Annotated in this window: 9 protein-coding genes, 2 tRNA genes and 2 pseudogenes; 7 read left to right on the top strand and 6 right to left on the bottom strand. The window is 67.8% G+C overall.

Features of this window, described 5'->3' with window-relative positions:
• Positions 1 to 187 precede the first annotated feature (187 nt).
• Positions 188 to 547 carry a hypothetical protein gene (locus ACLF5H_RS17495; protein WP_421676957.1) on the bottom strand — a complete coding sequence of 120 codons (360 nt, stop codon included), beginning with the start codon at positions 545 to 547 and terminating at the stop codon, positions 188 to 190.
• A 138-nt stretch (positions 548 to 685) separates the two neighbouring features.
• A complete protein-coding gene (locus ACLF5H_RS17490; protein WP_421676956.1) occupies positions 686 to 1,312 on the bottom strand; it encodes a LuxR C-terminal-related transcriptional regulator in 627 nt (208 codons plus the stop codon).
• 220 nt (positions 1,313 to 1,532) lie between these two features.
• Here ACLF5H_RS17490 and ACLF5H_RS17485 point away from each other — a divergent pair, with 220 nt between their 5' ends.
• Positions 1,533 to 2,066 carry a hypothetical protein gene (locus tag ACLF5H_RS17485; protein WP_421676955.1) on the top strand — a complete coding sequence of 178 codons (534 nt, stop codon included), beginning with the start codon at positions 1,533 to 1,535 and terminating at the stop codon, positions 2,064 to 2,066.
• Here ACLF5H_RS17485 and ACLF5H_RS17480 read toward each other — a convergent pair.
• A complete protein-coding gene (locus ACLF5H_RS17480) occupies positions 1,973 to 2,500 on the bottom strand; it encodes a DUF6234 family protein (RefSeq protein WP_421676954.1) in 528 nt (175 codons plus the stop codon). The two genes, ACLF5H_RS17485 and ACLF5H_RS17480, sit on opposite strands and share 94 nt — an antisense overlap.
• 373 nt (positions 2,501 to 2,873) lie before the next feature.
• On the opposite strand from ACLF5H_RS17480, the gene ACLF5H_RS17475 reads away from it, so the two are divergent.
• Positions 2,874 to 3,551, top strand: coding sequence for a hypothetical protein (locus ACLF5H_RS17475; RefSeq protein WP_421676953.1), 678 nt, complete (start codon positions 2,874 to 2,876; stop codon positions 3,549 to 3,551).
• A gap of 6 nt (positions 3,552 to 3,557) precedes the next feature.
• Here ACLF5H_RS17475 and ACLF5H_RS17470 read toward each other — a convergent pair whose 3' ends face one another.
• Entirely contained in the window at positions 3,558 to 7,043 is a 3,486-nt protein-coding gene (locus tag ACLF5H_RS17470; protein WP_421676952.1) for a glycosyltransferase, read from the bottom strand.
• Positions 7,044 to 8,990: 1,947 nt separating this feature from the next.
• Here ACLF5H_RS17470 and ACLF5H_RS17465 point away from each other — a divergent pair.
• The 3 genes and pseudogenes from ACLF5H_RS17465 to ACLF5H_RS17455 all read left to right on the top strand — a co-directional run.
• Positions 8,991 to 9,866, top strand: a pseudogene (locus ACLF5H_RS17465) (replication initiator); the annotation flags it as partial.
• Positions 9,863 to 10,069: an excisionase family DNA-binding protein gene (locus ACLF5H_RS17460; protein ID WP_421676951.1), complete on the top strand. Its 207-nt coding sequence runs from the start codon at positions 9,863 to 9,865 to the stop codon at positions 10,067 to 10,069. The pseudogene ACLF5H_RS17465 and the gene ACLF5H_RS17460, both read left to right, overlap by 4 nt.
• Positions 10,057 to 11,303, top strand: a pseudogene (locus ACLF5H_RS17455) (site-specific integrase). The gene ACLF5H_RS17460 and the pseudogene ACLF5H_RS17455 overlap by 13 nt, the downstream one beginning before the upstream one ends.
• A gap of 83 nt (positions 11,304 to 11,386) precedes the next feature.
• On the opposite strand, the gene ACLF5H_RS17450 reads toward ACLF5H_RS17455, so the two are convergent.
• Together ACLF5H_RS17450 and ACLF5H_RS17445 are read right to left on the bottom strand one after the other, a co-directional pair.
• Positions 11,387 to 11,459: transfer RNA gene (locus tag ACLF5H_RS17450), tRNA-Arg, on the bottom strand.
• A gap of 180 nt (positions 11,460 to 11,639) precedes the next feature.
• A tRNA-Ser gene (locus tag ACLF5H_RS17445) sits at positions 11,640 to 11,730 on the bottom strand.
• Positions 11,731 to 11,916: 186 nt separating this feature from the next.
• On the opposite strand from ACLF5H_RS17445, the gene ACLF5H_RS17440 reads away from it, so the two are divergent.
• Both ACLF5H_RS17440 and ACLF5H_RS17435 read left to right on the top strand, forming a co-directional pair.
• A complete protein-coding gene (locus ACLF5H_RS17440) occupies positions 11,917 to 12,387 on the top strand; it encodes an SSI family serine proteinase inhibitor (protein WP_421676950.1) in 471 nt (156 codons plus the stop codon).
• A gap of 179 nt (positions 12,388 to 12,566) precedes the next feature.
• Positions 12,567 to 14,547 (top strand): PAS domain-containing protein (locus tag ACLF5H_RS17435; RefSeq protein ID WP_421676949.1); only part of this gene is annotated, 1,981 nt, incomplete at its 3' end.

Below are 14,547 nucleotides of genomic sequence, written 5' to 3'. Positions count from 1 at the left end.
GCCGACTGTTCCGGCGAGCAGCGCGGCGGCACAGGAAGCTCCTGCTATGCGGGCGACTCGATTTCGAGCGGTAAACATGGGAACCTCGCTCTCAGTCGTTGAGGGGTACGAGACCTACGGCGTTCGAAATCCCGGGGATGAGATATTCAGAGCGAACCTTCGGTTTTCGGCATAATGGTCAGGAAGGTCACCTGTCCACCTTGCTCGGGTGAATATCGTCGAGACTGTCCACGACCATCACAGGCGGCGGGTCGGCCGGCACGGGCACCTGGATGAGAATGGGAACGAAGACGACGTCACCGTGCCTGAATTCGGCCTTCTTCGAGAATCGGTAGCAGACGACCGCACCGGGGTTCCTGCGCGTCTCGTAACACCGGAGCGCCGACTTCACTTTCGCGTTCCCCTGTGCGCCCTTCGGCAGTGCGCTCGCTTCACTCGCATAGGGACCCAATATGCCGCCTGCCAAGAGTGAGAACACGGCCGCTGCGAGCCAGACGCCACACAACGTCGCCTTTCGCATCCTCACCAACCTGGAAATCGCCAGCACAGGGTCCACCTATCAGCGCACAGAGATACACGGGCATCCAGCGCACGACATGTTCCAAGGCTTAGCGACCGGGGCTCGGCCGGACAAGAGGCAGAACTGCCGACACTGTGGGCGGAATCGCCCACAGCCGGGGGCGGGTCATCCGGGAGGTTCGGCCACCCCGTCGCGCAGGAGGGCCAGGCGTACCAGGTCGGCCCGGCGGTGGCAGCCGGTCTTGCCGCGCAGCCGGTCGAGGTGCGTGTGAACGGTGTGCTCACTAATATTCAACTTGGCGGCGATTTCACGGTCGGTGGCACCGCTCGCGATGAGTTGCAGGATCTGCCGCTCCCGGTGCGTGATGTGAGTGCGCTGCTCACGGAGGGATTGATCCCTCAATCTCGTGGAGAAATAAATATCGCCGGAGGCGACGGCACGGACCGCCGCCAGCAATTCAGCTTCTCCGCTGCGGCGGCTCAGATACCCACTGGCGCCCGCTTCGATGAAGAAGAAAAGCTCGGTCTGCGTCTCGGAGGCCGAGAGAATGATCGCGGCCTGCCCCCGCTGCCGCAATCGAGCGATAAGGCGGGCCATTTCCTCGACGGGCGACTGAAGGTTCACGAGGACGACGTCGGCGGCGCCCGTCTCGTAGTCCCACTCCTCGCTCCCCTTGCCGGAGGCGACCCTCCGCATGTCGGGCGCGGTGTCGATCACCTGCTCAAGCCCTCGCCGCAGCAAGGGGCAGTCGGAGACGACTGCAACGGCTACACGCACCGGATGTGGGCTCATCGAGGTTCCTGGTCGGCTGGGTGCCACGCTCGCATCACTCTCAGAATCCCCGCTCCACGCGTCCTCGGCATGCCGAGCAGGACCATCGGGGGCGAGGGCCTCAGCTTTCCCTCAAATAAATGGTGTTCACCTGCCGGGCCGGATCGACAGGGGCGAGCGTTCTGGCACACGCCGTCCCTCAGGGGGGCGGCGCATGGATGATCCGGGGGCCGAACACTCGATGGCGATCACAAGACGCTCCGTCCGCCTGGCCTTTTCCGTGTGGGCCGCCGCGCTGGCGACGGCCGGTTGCGGCGGCTCCGGCCATCACGGCACAGCTTCGCCACCCCTGGCCCACCCCGCCCGGGCCGCCGCGACCCCGGTTCCCGCCGAGCCCGCCACCGACCCGACGCCCGGCCCGCACGCCCCGTCCGTCCACCGGGCACCGCTGACCGGCTCGGACGGCATCGAGGTCCTGGCCAGTGGCACCGCGGTCAGGGGCGACGCCACCTATCCGATCCCGGGCGGGATCAAGGCGGGCAGGACCCTGGCCATCGCGATCAACTGCGAGGGCCCGGGCCGGCTCACCGTCCAGGTGCGGTCCGGCGGCGTCTCCTTCCCGGTGCGGTGCGAGAAGGGCAAGGTGCTGCCCGTGATGAACGAGATCCAGATGCCCCGGACTCAACTCACCGGTTCCCTGCGCTTCACCTCGGACCCGGACGTGACCTGGTCCTTCGCGCTCGGCTGGGACCCGAGCCCGCCCGAGCGGCGGTGACCCGGAGTCGTGGCCGTCCGGTCGTCGCTGTTGCAGCCGGTGGCTGACGGGATGTCACGGCACCGCTGGTCCTGGTGTGACTGCGTCGCGGCACCGCCCAAGACGATGACGCAGGTCAGAGTGGCCATCACGACCTGGGTGACGACCGTGACGACAGCCCCGGCCCGCGCGGCGATCGCAGCCGCCACGACGGCGAGGACTCCGACCCCTCCGGCGGCGGCCAGGTAGCCCCACAGCGAGTCGGACGTGACGGTTCTGCCCGGGTCGAGGTTGAACCCGGACAGGAACCACAGCCAGAAGATCACCACCAGGGCGATCAGCTCCAGGAACACCAGGCCGCACCCGGCTCCGATGTCGGCGCCCAGGTCGGCACGGCTGCGCTGCCTCGGGCCGGTGGTCGCGTCGAAGGCCGGCGGGGCGACGGGTAGGTCCATGCCCGTCACCTTGCTCGTGCGGGCGAGGCGGGCGCATGAGTAGGAGTACTCAGCTTCGCCCGGACGATTCCCGTGCTGGCCGCAGGTTCGCATCCTGCCCCCACCGGCTGAGGCAACGCCGTTCGATCGACGTTCCGTCCGAGCAAGCCGGGTCGGCGGAATCGCGGTGACAAGACCGTGCGCGCGGCGGCTTCCGTGGATGCAGGCGCTGCGCGACCCGCTGTCCGCATTGCCGGCGTTCCCGTGGGTCCTCCGCACGATCGTGCGGATCGGGTCTGTTCGCCCGCCGCCCGACCCTCGACAATGAGGGGACTTACACGCCGTGGAGGGGGACCCGATTCAATCGGTACTGGAGAACATCGCCATAGGCCTGGTGACCAGCCTGCTCGGCGGTGGGTTTGTGTGGTTGTGGGAGCGGGCCAAGCGGACCCGGGAGGTGAACAAGAGGGCGGATTTCTTTGGTGTCAGGCCCGGGCAGACGTGCCTCGTGGTGCTGGGCAACAAGTACAACGCGCCGGGGACCGCGAGCTATCGAGACGTACGCGCCGTCGTCGAGCTGGCTCTGCTTGCGGGCGAGCTGGGCTGTGACGTCCTCGTCGAGTCAGGAGAATTCCGCGGCAGCAACGGGGATCGTACCGAGTTCTGCGTGGGGGGTCCGGCGGGAGGCGCCAACATTCGTACCGGGGGACACCTGGCCGCTCACCTCCCCGGTGTCACCCTTCACCCCTACGACACCACGAGCCGGGACTCGGTAGCCATCGAAGTCGGTGGTGACAAGTTTCTGTTCGACCGGGGAAACCAGGAGTACGTACTCGTCGCGAAGTTCACCCCCGCGGAGTCGGACAAGCCGGTGTTCATCGTCTGCGGGCAGAGTTCCACGGCGAACCTGGCCGCCATCCACTTCCTACGGCGTGAGTTCACGAAGGTGGCTGAGCGGATTTCCTCCGTCGACCGGTTCTGCGTTCTGATCAGGGTCTCCGCCATCGGCACCTACGAACATCATGGTGCGGCACTGGAAAAGGATGTGTCCGCGACCGCGTTCATGCGGTGAGGCGGCTCATTTCCGCGGAATCTCGCCGAGGATCACGGCGGCGGCCTGATCCCAGCGCACCCGCCGGGCCAGATCGTCGCGCAGGGCAGCGGCCTGCTGGAACGCACCGACCCGGTCGCGAAGCTTGCGCTCGATGTCGCGGGCCCAGGTCTCCGCGTCCGTCTCGGCGTCGCCCGACACCTCGACGACGAACGAGCTGGCCTGCTCGTCCCCCAACTTCTCGCGCAGCAGTTCGCCCAGTCCGCTCGTCGAGCTGACCAGGACCGGAATTCCACGGATGATCGCTTCGAGACCGGTCAGACCGAATCCCTCTTTGCGGGACGGCATGATCACCAGCCATGCGGTGCTCAGATCGTCCTCGATGCGGTCCTGCTCCGACGTGTAGACGCGTACCACGACGTCCAGTCGCGGATTCGCGGCTTGCCTCACTATCTCGTCGCGTGCCGCATCCACGTCGGTCACCGGCGCACCGCGCACCAGTAGCCGTACTCCGCGCCGGATGCCGGCGTCACGCAGCCGCGTCTCGACCTTGCCGCAGGCCGCGGCGGCGAGGTCGACGCCCTTGAGCTGTGCGTCTTCAATCCGGCCCAGCAGCAGCACCCGAGCAGGGCCGCCCTCAGGCGGAACGCGGTCGGCATCGGGGACCGTGCTGTCGAACCCGGGATCCAGCCGGAGGGGTTGCACCCCGTCCGCGGTCCTGAAATCGCTGAGGAACTCCTGATGCAGCCGAGGGCCCACCGCCACCACTCGATGAGCGGTCCTCCCCAGGGCCCGCTCGATCCCGGTGCGATTCTCGGCCCGGAGCCCGGCGTCATGAGAGCGATCGGGCTTGTACCACTCGATCTCGTCCGGAGCCATGTGGAGTACGTGGAGGCGTCGGGCTCCGGGGAAGAAGTCATCGGCCAGCTTCTGCGCCGCGGGACCGGTGATCCGGCCGTGTCCCAGGACCAGATCGGGCGCCGTACCATCGGGCAGGGCGGGCCGACTGGTCAGTCGCATGTCCTCGGTCGCTCCAGGCCGGACAGGGGCGGGAAGCAGCGAAATGCCCGCCTCCCTGGCCGTGTCCATCTCCTCGGCGCTCGCGTCCAGGACGACACAGAAGACCCGGGCACCGGCTGCGGCCAGCGCTCGGCACAGGTCACGGTTGAAGGTACTCAGACCGCCCTGGGAGGACGCCCATTCGGTGGCCACGGAGAGGACAACCGGGCCTTGCCCGAGGGGCGCCGCATCACCATCGGCGAGTCCGTGTACGGCCTCCTTTTCCGGCTCGCTGTCCCACTGGTCAGACACGCCGGTCTCAGCCTCCGGCGGGCCGAACGACACCTTGTCGGTGACGCGGAGTACAGCGCTTGCCCGCTCCACCGCGTCGGCCAGGTCGACCTGGGTCTCCTCGTGCAGGATCGGTGCACCCTCGGGGTCCGGAAGCAGCAAGAAGTCGATCAGGTGATTCTGCAAGGAGATGAGAGCCAACTCTGCCGCAGCCACGGAGATTTCCTTGGCGGCCCTGTCCGGGTCACCACCGATGAAGTAAGCCATGGCAGCGTTGTAGTGGCACAGCACGCGGCCATACGCGTTGTCGGTGAGCTTGAGCGCCCGTCGGGACCATTCGAGCGCCTCGTCCTCGTGGCCCGTGGACAGGTTCAGGTACATGAGGCAATTGGCCGCTGACCAGTCCGGGTCCAGGTCGAAGGATGATTGGAAGCGGGCACGCGCGCGGTCCATGTCGCCGGCCTCGTATGCGGCGAACGCGGTCGTTCGATGGTTGACGGCCAGTTCGTCGCGTAGCCGCCCGGTGGCCCTCAGGAACCAGTCATCGGCCGGCCAGGTCCGCAGTGGTACGCGCACTCGCTCGGCGGTCAGGCGGCCGCCGAGGGCCGCGATGCGCTCGGCGGCCGCCCTGAAGTCGGCGCTGCCGGACAGGCACACGTCGTCCGTGTCCGCCGCGAACAGCCAGCGCTCGACCTTGTGATCCTGGTATGCGCAGGTGACAGTGGTGATATCGAGCGCCTCGGGTTCACCGGACCTCAGAACCGCGTAGTGCAGGTAATCAACATGCGGAGCCGCGTCCGGACCGGCGTCGGGCAACTTCTCCAAGGCGTCGAAACTGGACGCCAAGTGCTTCGCATTCATGTGGTAACAGCACGTCGGGTAGATCCGCAGGGGCCCACCCGTGAATTCATGCAGCACGCAATAGAGCCGGTTGATCAGCATGGACCGCACAGTGGTCCGGCTTATGGCCTGAGTGTGCGGCATGGACCCGAGGGTGCGGGCCGACCACAGACGGCAGTAGACCTCGTCGAAGAGTTCGGTGTCGGCCACTAAACGCACAGGGGCGTCCGAGGCGAGGATGCCGTCCCTGACCAGCGACTTCCGGCAGTGGTCGTACTGCTCCCGCGTGATCTCCGGCTGTCCGCCCATGCAGTAGGCGAACCAGGCCTCTTCCTGTGTCGCGTGGTCCAGTGCCGACGTCAGGACATTGAAGGCGACGAGCTCGCTCCGGCTCATCGCGCGGACCGCACGGATCAGCGGCCGGTCGAGTACGTTGCGGTCGCCCTTCTCCATCCGTGATCTGATGCCTTCGAGCACCTCGGGGCTGAGCTGCATGTAGGGCGCGAGGCCGCTCTTCACGCGGGCGAACATCTCGTGGCAGTACAGCTGGATCGCGTAGGGGTTGCCGTCAGTGATCCGCTTCAGGGAGGACACCAGGGACTCGGGGATCAAACTGCCGTAGATTCCGGCGCTGCGCAGTGGACGCACCACGCAGTCCTCGACGTCGACCTGCTCGACGAAACCCTTGACCTCGATCTCCCTGAACTGCCGGAGAATCGGCGACTGTACGTCTTTGATCCGCTCGATCAGCTCGGACGTACCGGCGAGCACCAGGACGAGTCCTTCGACGCGCGTGGTGAGGAAACGCAGGATCGACAGTGCGCGCTCGTCGTCAGCGATCAACTGCGCCTCGTCGACGAGCAGGGCGATCGGATGCCCGAGGAGATGCACGAAGAACGACAGATCATGGCGTAGGGCGGCTTCCGGCACCCGGGGCTCGGCTCCGGTGAGGGCAAGCGCCTCCGGGAATTGCAGCGGGGCCACGGTCGATGCCTCGGCGGCTCCCGCTGTCACGCGGCGCACGGCCGCCGCGTCGAAGGCGACGCCCTTGCCGTGCTGAGCGGCCGCTTCCAGCACCGCCGGTACCAACTCGTCGTAGACCTTGCGAAAGAAGGCGATCGGCTCGCCGTCGCCCTCGATCAGCTCCACGCGCACCGCTGTCAGCCCGCGTTCGCCGGCCATCCGCTCGGTGGCGTAGAGCAGGCTCGTCTTCCCGCTGGCCCGCTGACCGTGCAGCACGACGCAGACCGATGGTTCGTCGACGGCCACCTGATCCAGCTCGCCCGCGATGACCGTCGCTTCCCCGCTACGTCCGGCGAAGAGCGCGGCATCGCGCACCGGATGCCGGTAGTTGTAGGGATTGCGTACCTTCGAGATGTCCACGGGCCCCCTCACCTCGCGACCAGCGTACGATCTCCGGCGCCCGCCGGGGCCTGTCTGTCACCATTTCCGGGCGCCACGCCCAGGGCTGTCGAGGCGGCCCGCGCCCGCCGTACGCGAATGCCGTGTGTGCCGTGTGTGCCCCGTGTGCCGTGAACGCAAGATCGGTGGAGCGGCTTGGGGAGGGGCGCTGCTCGTGATCCCGCTCCGGAACAGCCGGCGCACCTGCGGCTCAGCTGCTGTACGACCCTGAAACGCCGAAGGCCCCGGATCTCTCCGGGGCCTTCGATCTATGTGCACTCGGCAGGATTCGAACCTGCAACCTTCTGATCCGTAGCTCTACAGAGATCGGTCAGCAGGGGTCATACAGGGCACCATGCGGCCCCTGGAAATGGCTGTCGGTCATGGGCGGTTGCTGGGGTTGCTGTACTTCGTTGCTGTACCGCTGGCTGCGAGGAACAGTGCGAGGAAGGCCGTAGCGTCCGCGTAAGCACCCACCATCCTGGCCCAAGTCGGCGACACGGCCAGGACCACTACGAGGATCGTTACAACGCACAGTTGCCGTCGTGGGTTTGACACGCAGTGCTCTGCAAGGGACAAACTCATGGCTGAGCCTCCGGGTTCAGTCGCCCACCTGCCGCTCGGCCTGCCAGCATGCGCGGTCAGGTGGGCTCTTCATCTACCGGCAGGAGGCTAGCGAGGATCGGCCATGACACCGACTCGACCCGGTTACTCTCGGATATGCCACCCAGCACGGAAATTACGATGAGTCACCTTGATCGCGCCGGGACGTCGCGTTGCGGACAGCAGGATGACTCCCACGTCATGTACCGGAAAGTAACGTAGCGCCTCGTGTTGGCTCGATCTAATTGGTACAGGCTCGCCTGTACCCCAGCCAACGACAGTCAGCCCCAATGACGGGTCCCTTGGGCGTACTGCTTGGTTCGATCGATGGCGGGAACATGGCGCAGGCATCCTCTAACTCAGCCAACCCTCGGCTGTTGCATTGAGGGCCTGATGGAGGCTAACGTCCTCGCGTGCCTCCCCGAATCTCCCGGGGCACCGGTAACGAGCTAAGCCGCTTTGACGGTCGGGAGAACGCAGACGAGCGACTGCGTAGGGCATCAGAGATTGGCTATAGCCGTCTCCTGGTGCACCTGCGCACCGAGACGGCCACCTGAAGGTTAGGACCGTTCGAAGTGACTGCTCGTGACTGCAAGTCGCATTACGTCGCAATCATTCTTCTCATTTCTGTTGTCTGCGCGCTCCTCGCTGGGCAAGCGGCAATGCTGTGCGGCGAGGTGCCATGGACATCATTGCGATGGGCTGCCGCCGCGTTCGCCGGCGCCTTTGGGGTCACAGCACAGGTCGCTAAGTTCCTGGGCTGGTTCAGGTCTCAGGACGAGAGTTGCTGAGATGGTAGAGAGGCCCCAACCTCAGCCGCCGAAAGTCAGCCACGATGACGGGTGCGTCGACGGACCAGGTGCGCGTATGCCTCGCAGCACCCTCACCGGCCTCCACCACACTGTCATCGCCGTCAATCAGAGAAAGTGAGACGGCTGGCACGTACTAACGGTGCTTGCGCATTCAACTTGGGAGGCGGTGCACTCCGAAGTCCGGATGCAGGCGGTCACCTGAGTGAATGGTCAGTTGGCGTTTTCCGTGGGCCCAGCTGCTGTGGCAGCTCGCTGTTCCCCGCTTGACATGGTGCGCTTGGTGGTGGGGTCACGCTCAGCATGGGGCTCCCCGAACTGGCGCGTCTGCAAGCGTTTCAGAGGCTGCGAAGGTAGGCAACCTGGGGCATCCTGCGCGCTATGAAGCTGAGGACGAGGCGCATCCTCCGCACCATGGCCTTGCTGGTGCTCGGTGTGACGTATGGGCTGCTGTTATGGCGAGGTCCCTGGTGGATTGATGGGACGCACTTACGCGAAAGAAACCTCCAGCACCACACTCGGCACCCCGCTCGACCCGGACACCTACGACTACGAGGCGGCCGTGCTCTGGAACGCCCACGCCGGACAGCTCTGGCGCCGCTTCTCCATCTACCTCCGCCGCGAGGTCGCCAAGCGCGCGGGCCTGTCACAGCGCCGGTTCCGCGACCACGCCCGCGTCTCCTTCGCCAAGGTCGCCGAGTACCAGAAGCGCGGAGCCGTCCACTTCCACGCGGTCATCCGCCTCGACGGCCCCGGCGGCGCCGACACCCCGCCCCCGCCCTGGGCCACCGCCGACCTCCTGACCGACGCCATCCAGGCGGCAGCGACCAAGGCACGGGTCAACGGCCCGGTCATCGACGGCCGCGCCCACACCTTCACCTTCGGCCGCCAGCTCGACGTACGCGCCATCCGCTACGCCGACTTCAACGACGGCCAGGAGCTGACCAAGCGGGCCGTGGCGGCGTACATCGCCAAGTACGCCACCAAGGGCGCCGAGACCGCGCCAGGCACCCTCGACCGGCCGCTCAAGTTCGCCGCCGAACTCGCCCAGCTCGACATCAGCGACCACGCCCGCCGACTCATCCGAACCGCCTGGACCCTCGGCGCCCGCAAGGACCTCGAACACCTCCGCCTACGCGCCTGGGCCCACATGCTCGGCTTCCGCGGCCACTTCTCCACCAAGTCCCGCCGCTACTCCACCACCCTCGGCGCCCTCCGCGACGCCCGCGCCGCATGGCGCCGCGCCCAGGCAACAACTGGCGAACGCCCGGCAGACACGACGTACGTCCTCGCCCACTGGGTCTTCGCCGGCACCGGCCTGTCCGACACCGAAGCCTGGCTCGCCGCATCCCTCGAACCCGCTACCGGAACGGAAGGAGCGCCCACCGCATGACCACGGTGACCATCACCCGTAAATGGCACACCACGGCCGAAGTCGCCGAGATGCTCGGCTTCGGTCTCTCCAAGACCAAGGCGCTCATCCTGAGCGGTGAGATCCGGTCCGTGAAGATCGGCCGCAACCGCCGGACCCTCCCGGCCTGGGTGGACGAGTACGTGGCCCGCTGCACCTCCGAGACCGAGGAGTGGGCGGCATGAGCGGAAAGCGCGCGAACGGCGAGGGCTCCATCTACCCGTACAAGAATGGCTTCGCGGCCTACGTCTGGGTCACGACCCCGGAGGGTGACCGCAAGCGGAAGTACGTGTACGGCAAGACGCGCGAGGAGACCCACGAGAAGTGGATCAGGCTCCACAGCGAAGCCAGCAAGGGCTCTGTCCAGACTCGGCACCGCACGGTGCAGGCGTTCCTCGCCTACTGGCTTGAGTCGATCGTGAAGCCCAACCTGGCCCCGCTGTCGTACGTGTCCTACGAGGGCTCGGTGCGGCTCTACATCAACCCGCACCTGGGCACGAAGCGACTCGACAAGCTGACCGTCCGGGACGTACAGGAGTGGCTGACCAAGCTGGCCGGCATCTGCCAGCGCTGCGCCCAGGGCAAGGACGCCAAGCGGGCCAAGGCACGGCAACGGTGTTGCGCCGTCGGAGAGTGCTGCGAAGCGTTCCCGTCCCGGCGCGTCATCCAGGCCGCCCGTGACGCCCTCCGTGCTGCCCTCACCCACGCCGTGGCCGAAGAGGAGATCGGCAAGAACGTCGCCTCGCTGGTGAAGGTCCCCAAAACGCGCCGCCGCCGGATCAAGCCCTGGTCGGTCGCCGAGGCGGGCCGGTTCCTCGCCGATTGTGTCGCGCGGGATGATCACCTCTTCGCGGCCTGGATGCTTGTGCTCTGCCTCGGTCTGCGCCGAGGTGAGGTCTTGGGGCTCACCTGGAAGTCGGTGGACTTCGACGCGGGTGAAATCTACGTGGATCACCAGATCCAGCGGGCCGGTCGGCAGATCCTCCACCGGGAAACCAAGACCGAGGAGTCGGACGACTTCCTTCCCTTCCCGGTGCTGTGCCTCAAGGCCCTCCGCATGCGGCGGGCTCAGCAGATCGGTGATCGAAGGCAACCGGTGAGCTGTGGCAGGACACGCGCGGGCTGGTCTTCACCACGAAGTACGGCACTCCGATCGAGCCGGGGAACCTCACCCGGATGTTCGCGCTGCGGGCTCGCCGCGCCGGCGTCCGCGTCATCCCGCTCCGGAACACCCGGCACACGTGCAGCTCGCTCCTCGTCGCCCTGAAGGTGCACCCGAAGGTCGCCCAGCGGATCCTGCGGCACTCCCAGATCGCCATGACAATGGAGGTCTACGCCGAAGCCAGCGAGGAAGAGGTGCGGGCCGCGCTCGGCAAGCTGTCCGCCGCCATGGGCGGTACCGGGACCGAGACCGGCTGATCCAGACCCCGTTGCTGTACTTCGCTGCTGTACGCCCCTGAAACGCAAGAGGCCCCGGAGTGATCCGGGGCCTCTAACCTGTGTGCACTCGGCAGGATTCGAACCTGCAACCTTCTGATCCGTAGTCAGATGCTCTATCCGTTAAGCTACGAGTGCTTGTTCTTTTGTTCTTGTCTCCGTTTCCGTTCCTTTCGGCCCGTCCCGGCGACAGGAAGAACATTACATGACTGCCGCCGTCATGTGAAATCCGATCCGCACACCCCTTCTGACCTGCGGAAACGTCCAGGAGAGGGAACGACGAAGCCCCGGTCCAGTGGACCGGGGCTTCGGTTGGGGCGGAGGCGGAGGGATTTGAACCCTCGATGGGCTTTAAAACCCAAACCGCATTAGCAGTGCGGCGCCATAGACCGGACTAGGCGACGCCTCCAGCACAACCGCTCACGCGAGCGCGCGAGTGGTGCGTGCAGATGATGACACAGCCACAGGGCCCGTCACCAATCGATCCCTACGGTACTAGGCAGTCCGGCCACAGGGCAAAGGGCTTCTTCGACGGGGTGGCGTTTTCCGGGGGAACGTGGCGCAACGTCCGTCGAGGTCGGGCGTTGAGAAGGGCATGGATTCTCTTCTGCCGGGTGCCGAAGGGCGCGTCCGTCGCGGCGGCCTCGCCGTCCTGGCCACCGCCGCCGCCGTCATCGCCGCCGCCTCCGCCGTCGTACCGCTGATCGCCGTGCCCGCCGCCGCCCTCGGTCAGGGGCGCGGCGGGGATCACCTCACCGTCGTCGTACGGCATGCCGGGGCCGGGCGGGACGGGACGTACGAGCTGTTCTGTCATCCCGACGGCGGGCATCACCCGGATGTGCGGGGTGCCTGTCAGAAGCTTGACGAGCAGACGCAGTGGGGGCGGGACCTCTTCGCGCCGGTGCCGCCCGGGACCGTCTGCTCCATGATCTCCGGCGGGCCGGCCACCGCGCGGGTCACCGGCACCTGGGCGGGACGGCCCGTCGACGCCTCGTACGACCGGAACAACGGGTGCGAGATCGACCGCTGGAACCGGATGGTGCCGCTGCTGCCGAAGATCGGGTAGGGCCGGTCCAAAGGTCCGGTCGTCACCGCATCGGCGTCACTTCCTCGTGGGACCTCCCTCTCATCCGGCACCCCCCGCACAACACGTGCGCATAGACTCCCTCGCGTGACACGTCGCGGGCCGGTTGGCAAGATGGCCCGAGCGGTCGGCAAGGTGCGGTAACAGGGAGGAAGCGTCTCGTGAGCAGCAGGCCATCCCGAGGCGCTGCTCGCCTCGCAGCCATACTCGACGCTCTGCCGGACGCGTTGGTCCTGGTCAACGCCAACGGAACCGTCGTCAACGCCAACACCATCGCGCTGGAAGCCTTCGAGGCGCCCGGCACCGCGCTCGTCGGGCGCGGGCTGCTCGATCTGCTGCCCGAGTTCGACTCGCGGCTCATCCCGGGCTCCATGCGGCGCCCCGGCCGACGGGACCCGCAGGGCAGGACCAAGCCGGCCCGGATGGTCGCCCGGCGCACCGACGGGCACGAGTTCCCGGTCGAGGTCACCAGCGCGAACCTGGAGAACGGGCAGCAGGCGTACGACGGTTCCGGCTACACGGGCGACGAGCTGCTGATGATCGTCGTCCGGGATCTGTCCGGGACGGTCGACACCGAGGCGGAGCTGGCCCGCTCGCAGCGGCAGACCGAGATGATCCTGCGGGCCGCGTCCGAGGGCGTCGTCGGCACCGACACCGACGGGCGGATCGTGCTCGTCAACCCGGCGGCCGCGCAGATCCTCGGCTACCGGGCGGGCGAGCTGGGCGGCAAGGAGCTGCACAACCTCGTCCTGCACTCGCGGGCCGACGGCTCCCCCTTCCCGTACGCCGAGTCGCCGCTCGCCGACACCCTGCGCTCCGGGCGCAAGCACCGGGTGCGCGGGCAGGTGCTGTGGGCCAAGGGCGACCACCAGGTGCCGGTCGACCTGACCACCGCGCCGGTGCGCGACGGGGACCAGCTGGTCGGCGCCGTGATGACCTTCACCGACCGGCGGCCCTTCGACTCCCTGGTGGACGAGAAGACCACGCTGGAGCAGGCGCACGCCGAGCGGCTGGAGAAGCTCTCCGAGGAACACGCCGCCGAGCTCACCGCGCTGCGCCAGGAGCACGCCACCGAGGTGGCGGAGCTGCGCGAGAAGTACGGCACCGAGCTGACCGAGCTGCGGGAGCAGCACGCGGAGGAGCTGGCAGCGGGCGAGGAGCGGTACGCCGCGCTCGGCGAGCGCGAGAAGGACCGGTACGAGGCGCTGGCCGGACGGCACGAGCAGCTGCTCACCCTGCTCGCCCGGTCGCTGCGCGGCCCCCTGGACGAACTGCGGCGCGAACTGGCCGCCCTGGCCGCCGACGACGCCGGGCAGCTGTGGCCCGAGGCCAACCAGGTGCTGCACCACCTCTCCGCCGGGTACTCGCGGATCACCACCCTCATCGACAACGTCCTCGCCTATCAGCGGATCGACACGGGCACCGAGGACATCACCCGGACGAAGGTGATGCTGGACGCCGTCGTCGCCGCCGGTGTCGACGGCGCGGTGGAGCTGATCGGCCCCGGCCGGGTGCAGTTCGCCGTGCACGCGCCGCCCATCGAGGCCGAGGTCGACCCGCAGCGGCTCGCCACCGCGCTCGCGCATCTGGTGGCGGACGTCGCGGGCGTCGACGCCACCGGCAACGCGCCCGTCTCCACGGGCGGTTACCTCGACAACACCGTGGTCGTCGCGGCCGCGCAGCGCGGTTCGGTCGCCCGGATCGAGGTGCGCGGGCCGTACGCGGGCGGGGACCCGGTGCACGAGCCGATCGTGCGCGGGATCGTGCGCGCCCACGGCGGTGTGCTCCAGACGCACGAGGTGCCGGGCATGAGCGGCACCTCCTACGTCCTGGAGGTGCCCCTCGGGGGCGGCGCGGGCGCGGTCGTGGCGCCGCCCGCGCAGCCGGAACTCACCGAGGCGGCGCAGGAGACCTTCGACGGCGGTCGGCGGCGGGCCCGGCGGGGCTCCACGGACGCCTTCCTGGACGCCGACCTGGCCGGTTCGGGCACGCCGGCCGGTGAGGCGCCCACCGGACGCCGCCGCAGGCGCGCGGCCGGGGCCGCCGACGAGACGACCGAGGTTCCGGCCGAGGCCACGCAGGGCGCGTCCGGCGGTACCGGGCGGCGCCGCGGGCGGCCCGCCGAGCTCGATAGATCGGAAG

The organism is Streptomyces sp. LaBMicrA B280, assembly GCF_049222185.1.
Lineage (GTDB): Bacteria > Actinomycetota > Actinomycetes > Streptomycetales > Streptomycetaceae > Streptomyces > Streptomyces murinus.
The sequence above is the reverse complement of the archived record's forward strand: the minus strand, read 5'-3'. Positions and strand labels throughout refer to the sequence as shown.

Bases quoted from the DNA above. Each gene is read 5' to 3' on its own strand.
- ACLF5H_RS17490 (WP_421676956.1), bottom strand. From the start codon at position 1,312: ATGAGCCCACATCCGGTGCGTGTAGCCGTTGCAGTCGTCTCCGACTGC.
- ACLF5H_RS17485 (WP_421676955.1), top strand. From the start codon at position 1,533: ATGGCGATCACAAGACGCTCCGTCCGCCTGGCCTTTTCCGTGTGGGCC.
- ACLF5H_RS17480 (WP_421676954.1), bottom strand. From the start codon at position 2,500: ATGGACCTACCCGTCGCCCCGCCGGCCTTCGACGCGACCACCGGCCCG.
- ACLF5H_RS17460 (WP_421676951.1), top strand. From the start codon at position 9,863: ATGACCACGGTGACCATCACCCGTAAATGGCACACCACGGCCGAAGTC.
- ACLF5H_RS17440 (WP_421676950.1), top strand. From the start codon at position 11,917: ATGGATTCTCTTCTGCCGGGTGCCGAAGGGCGCGTCCGTCGCGGCGGC.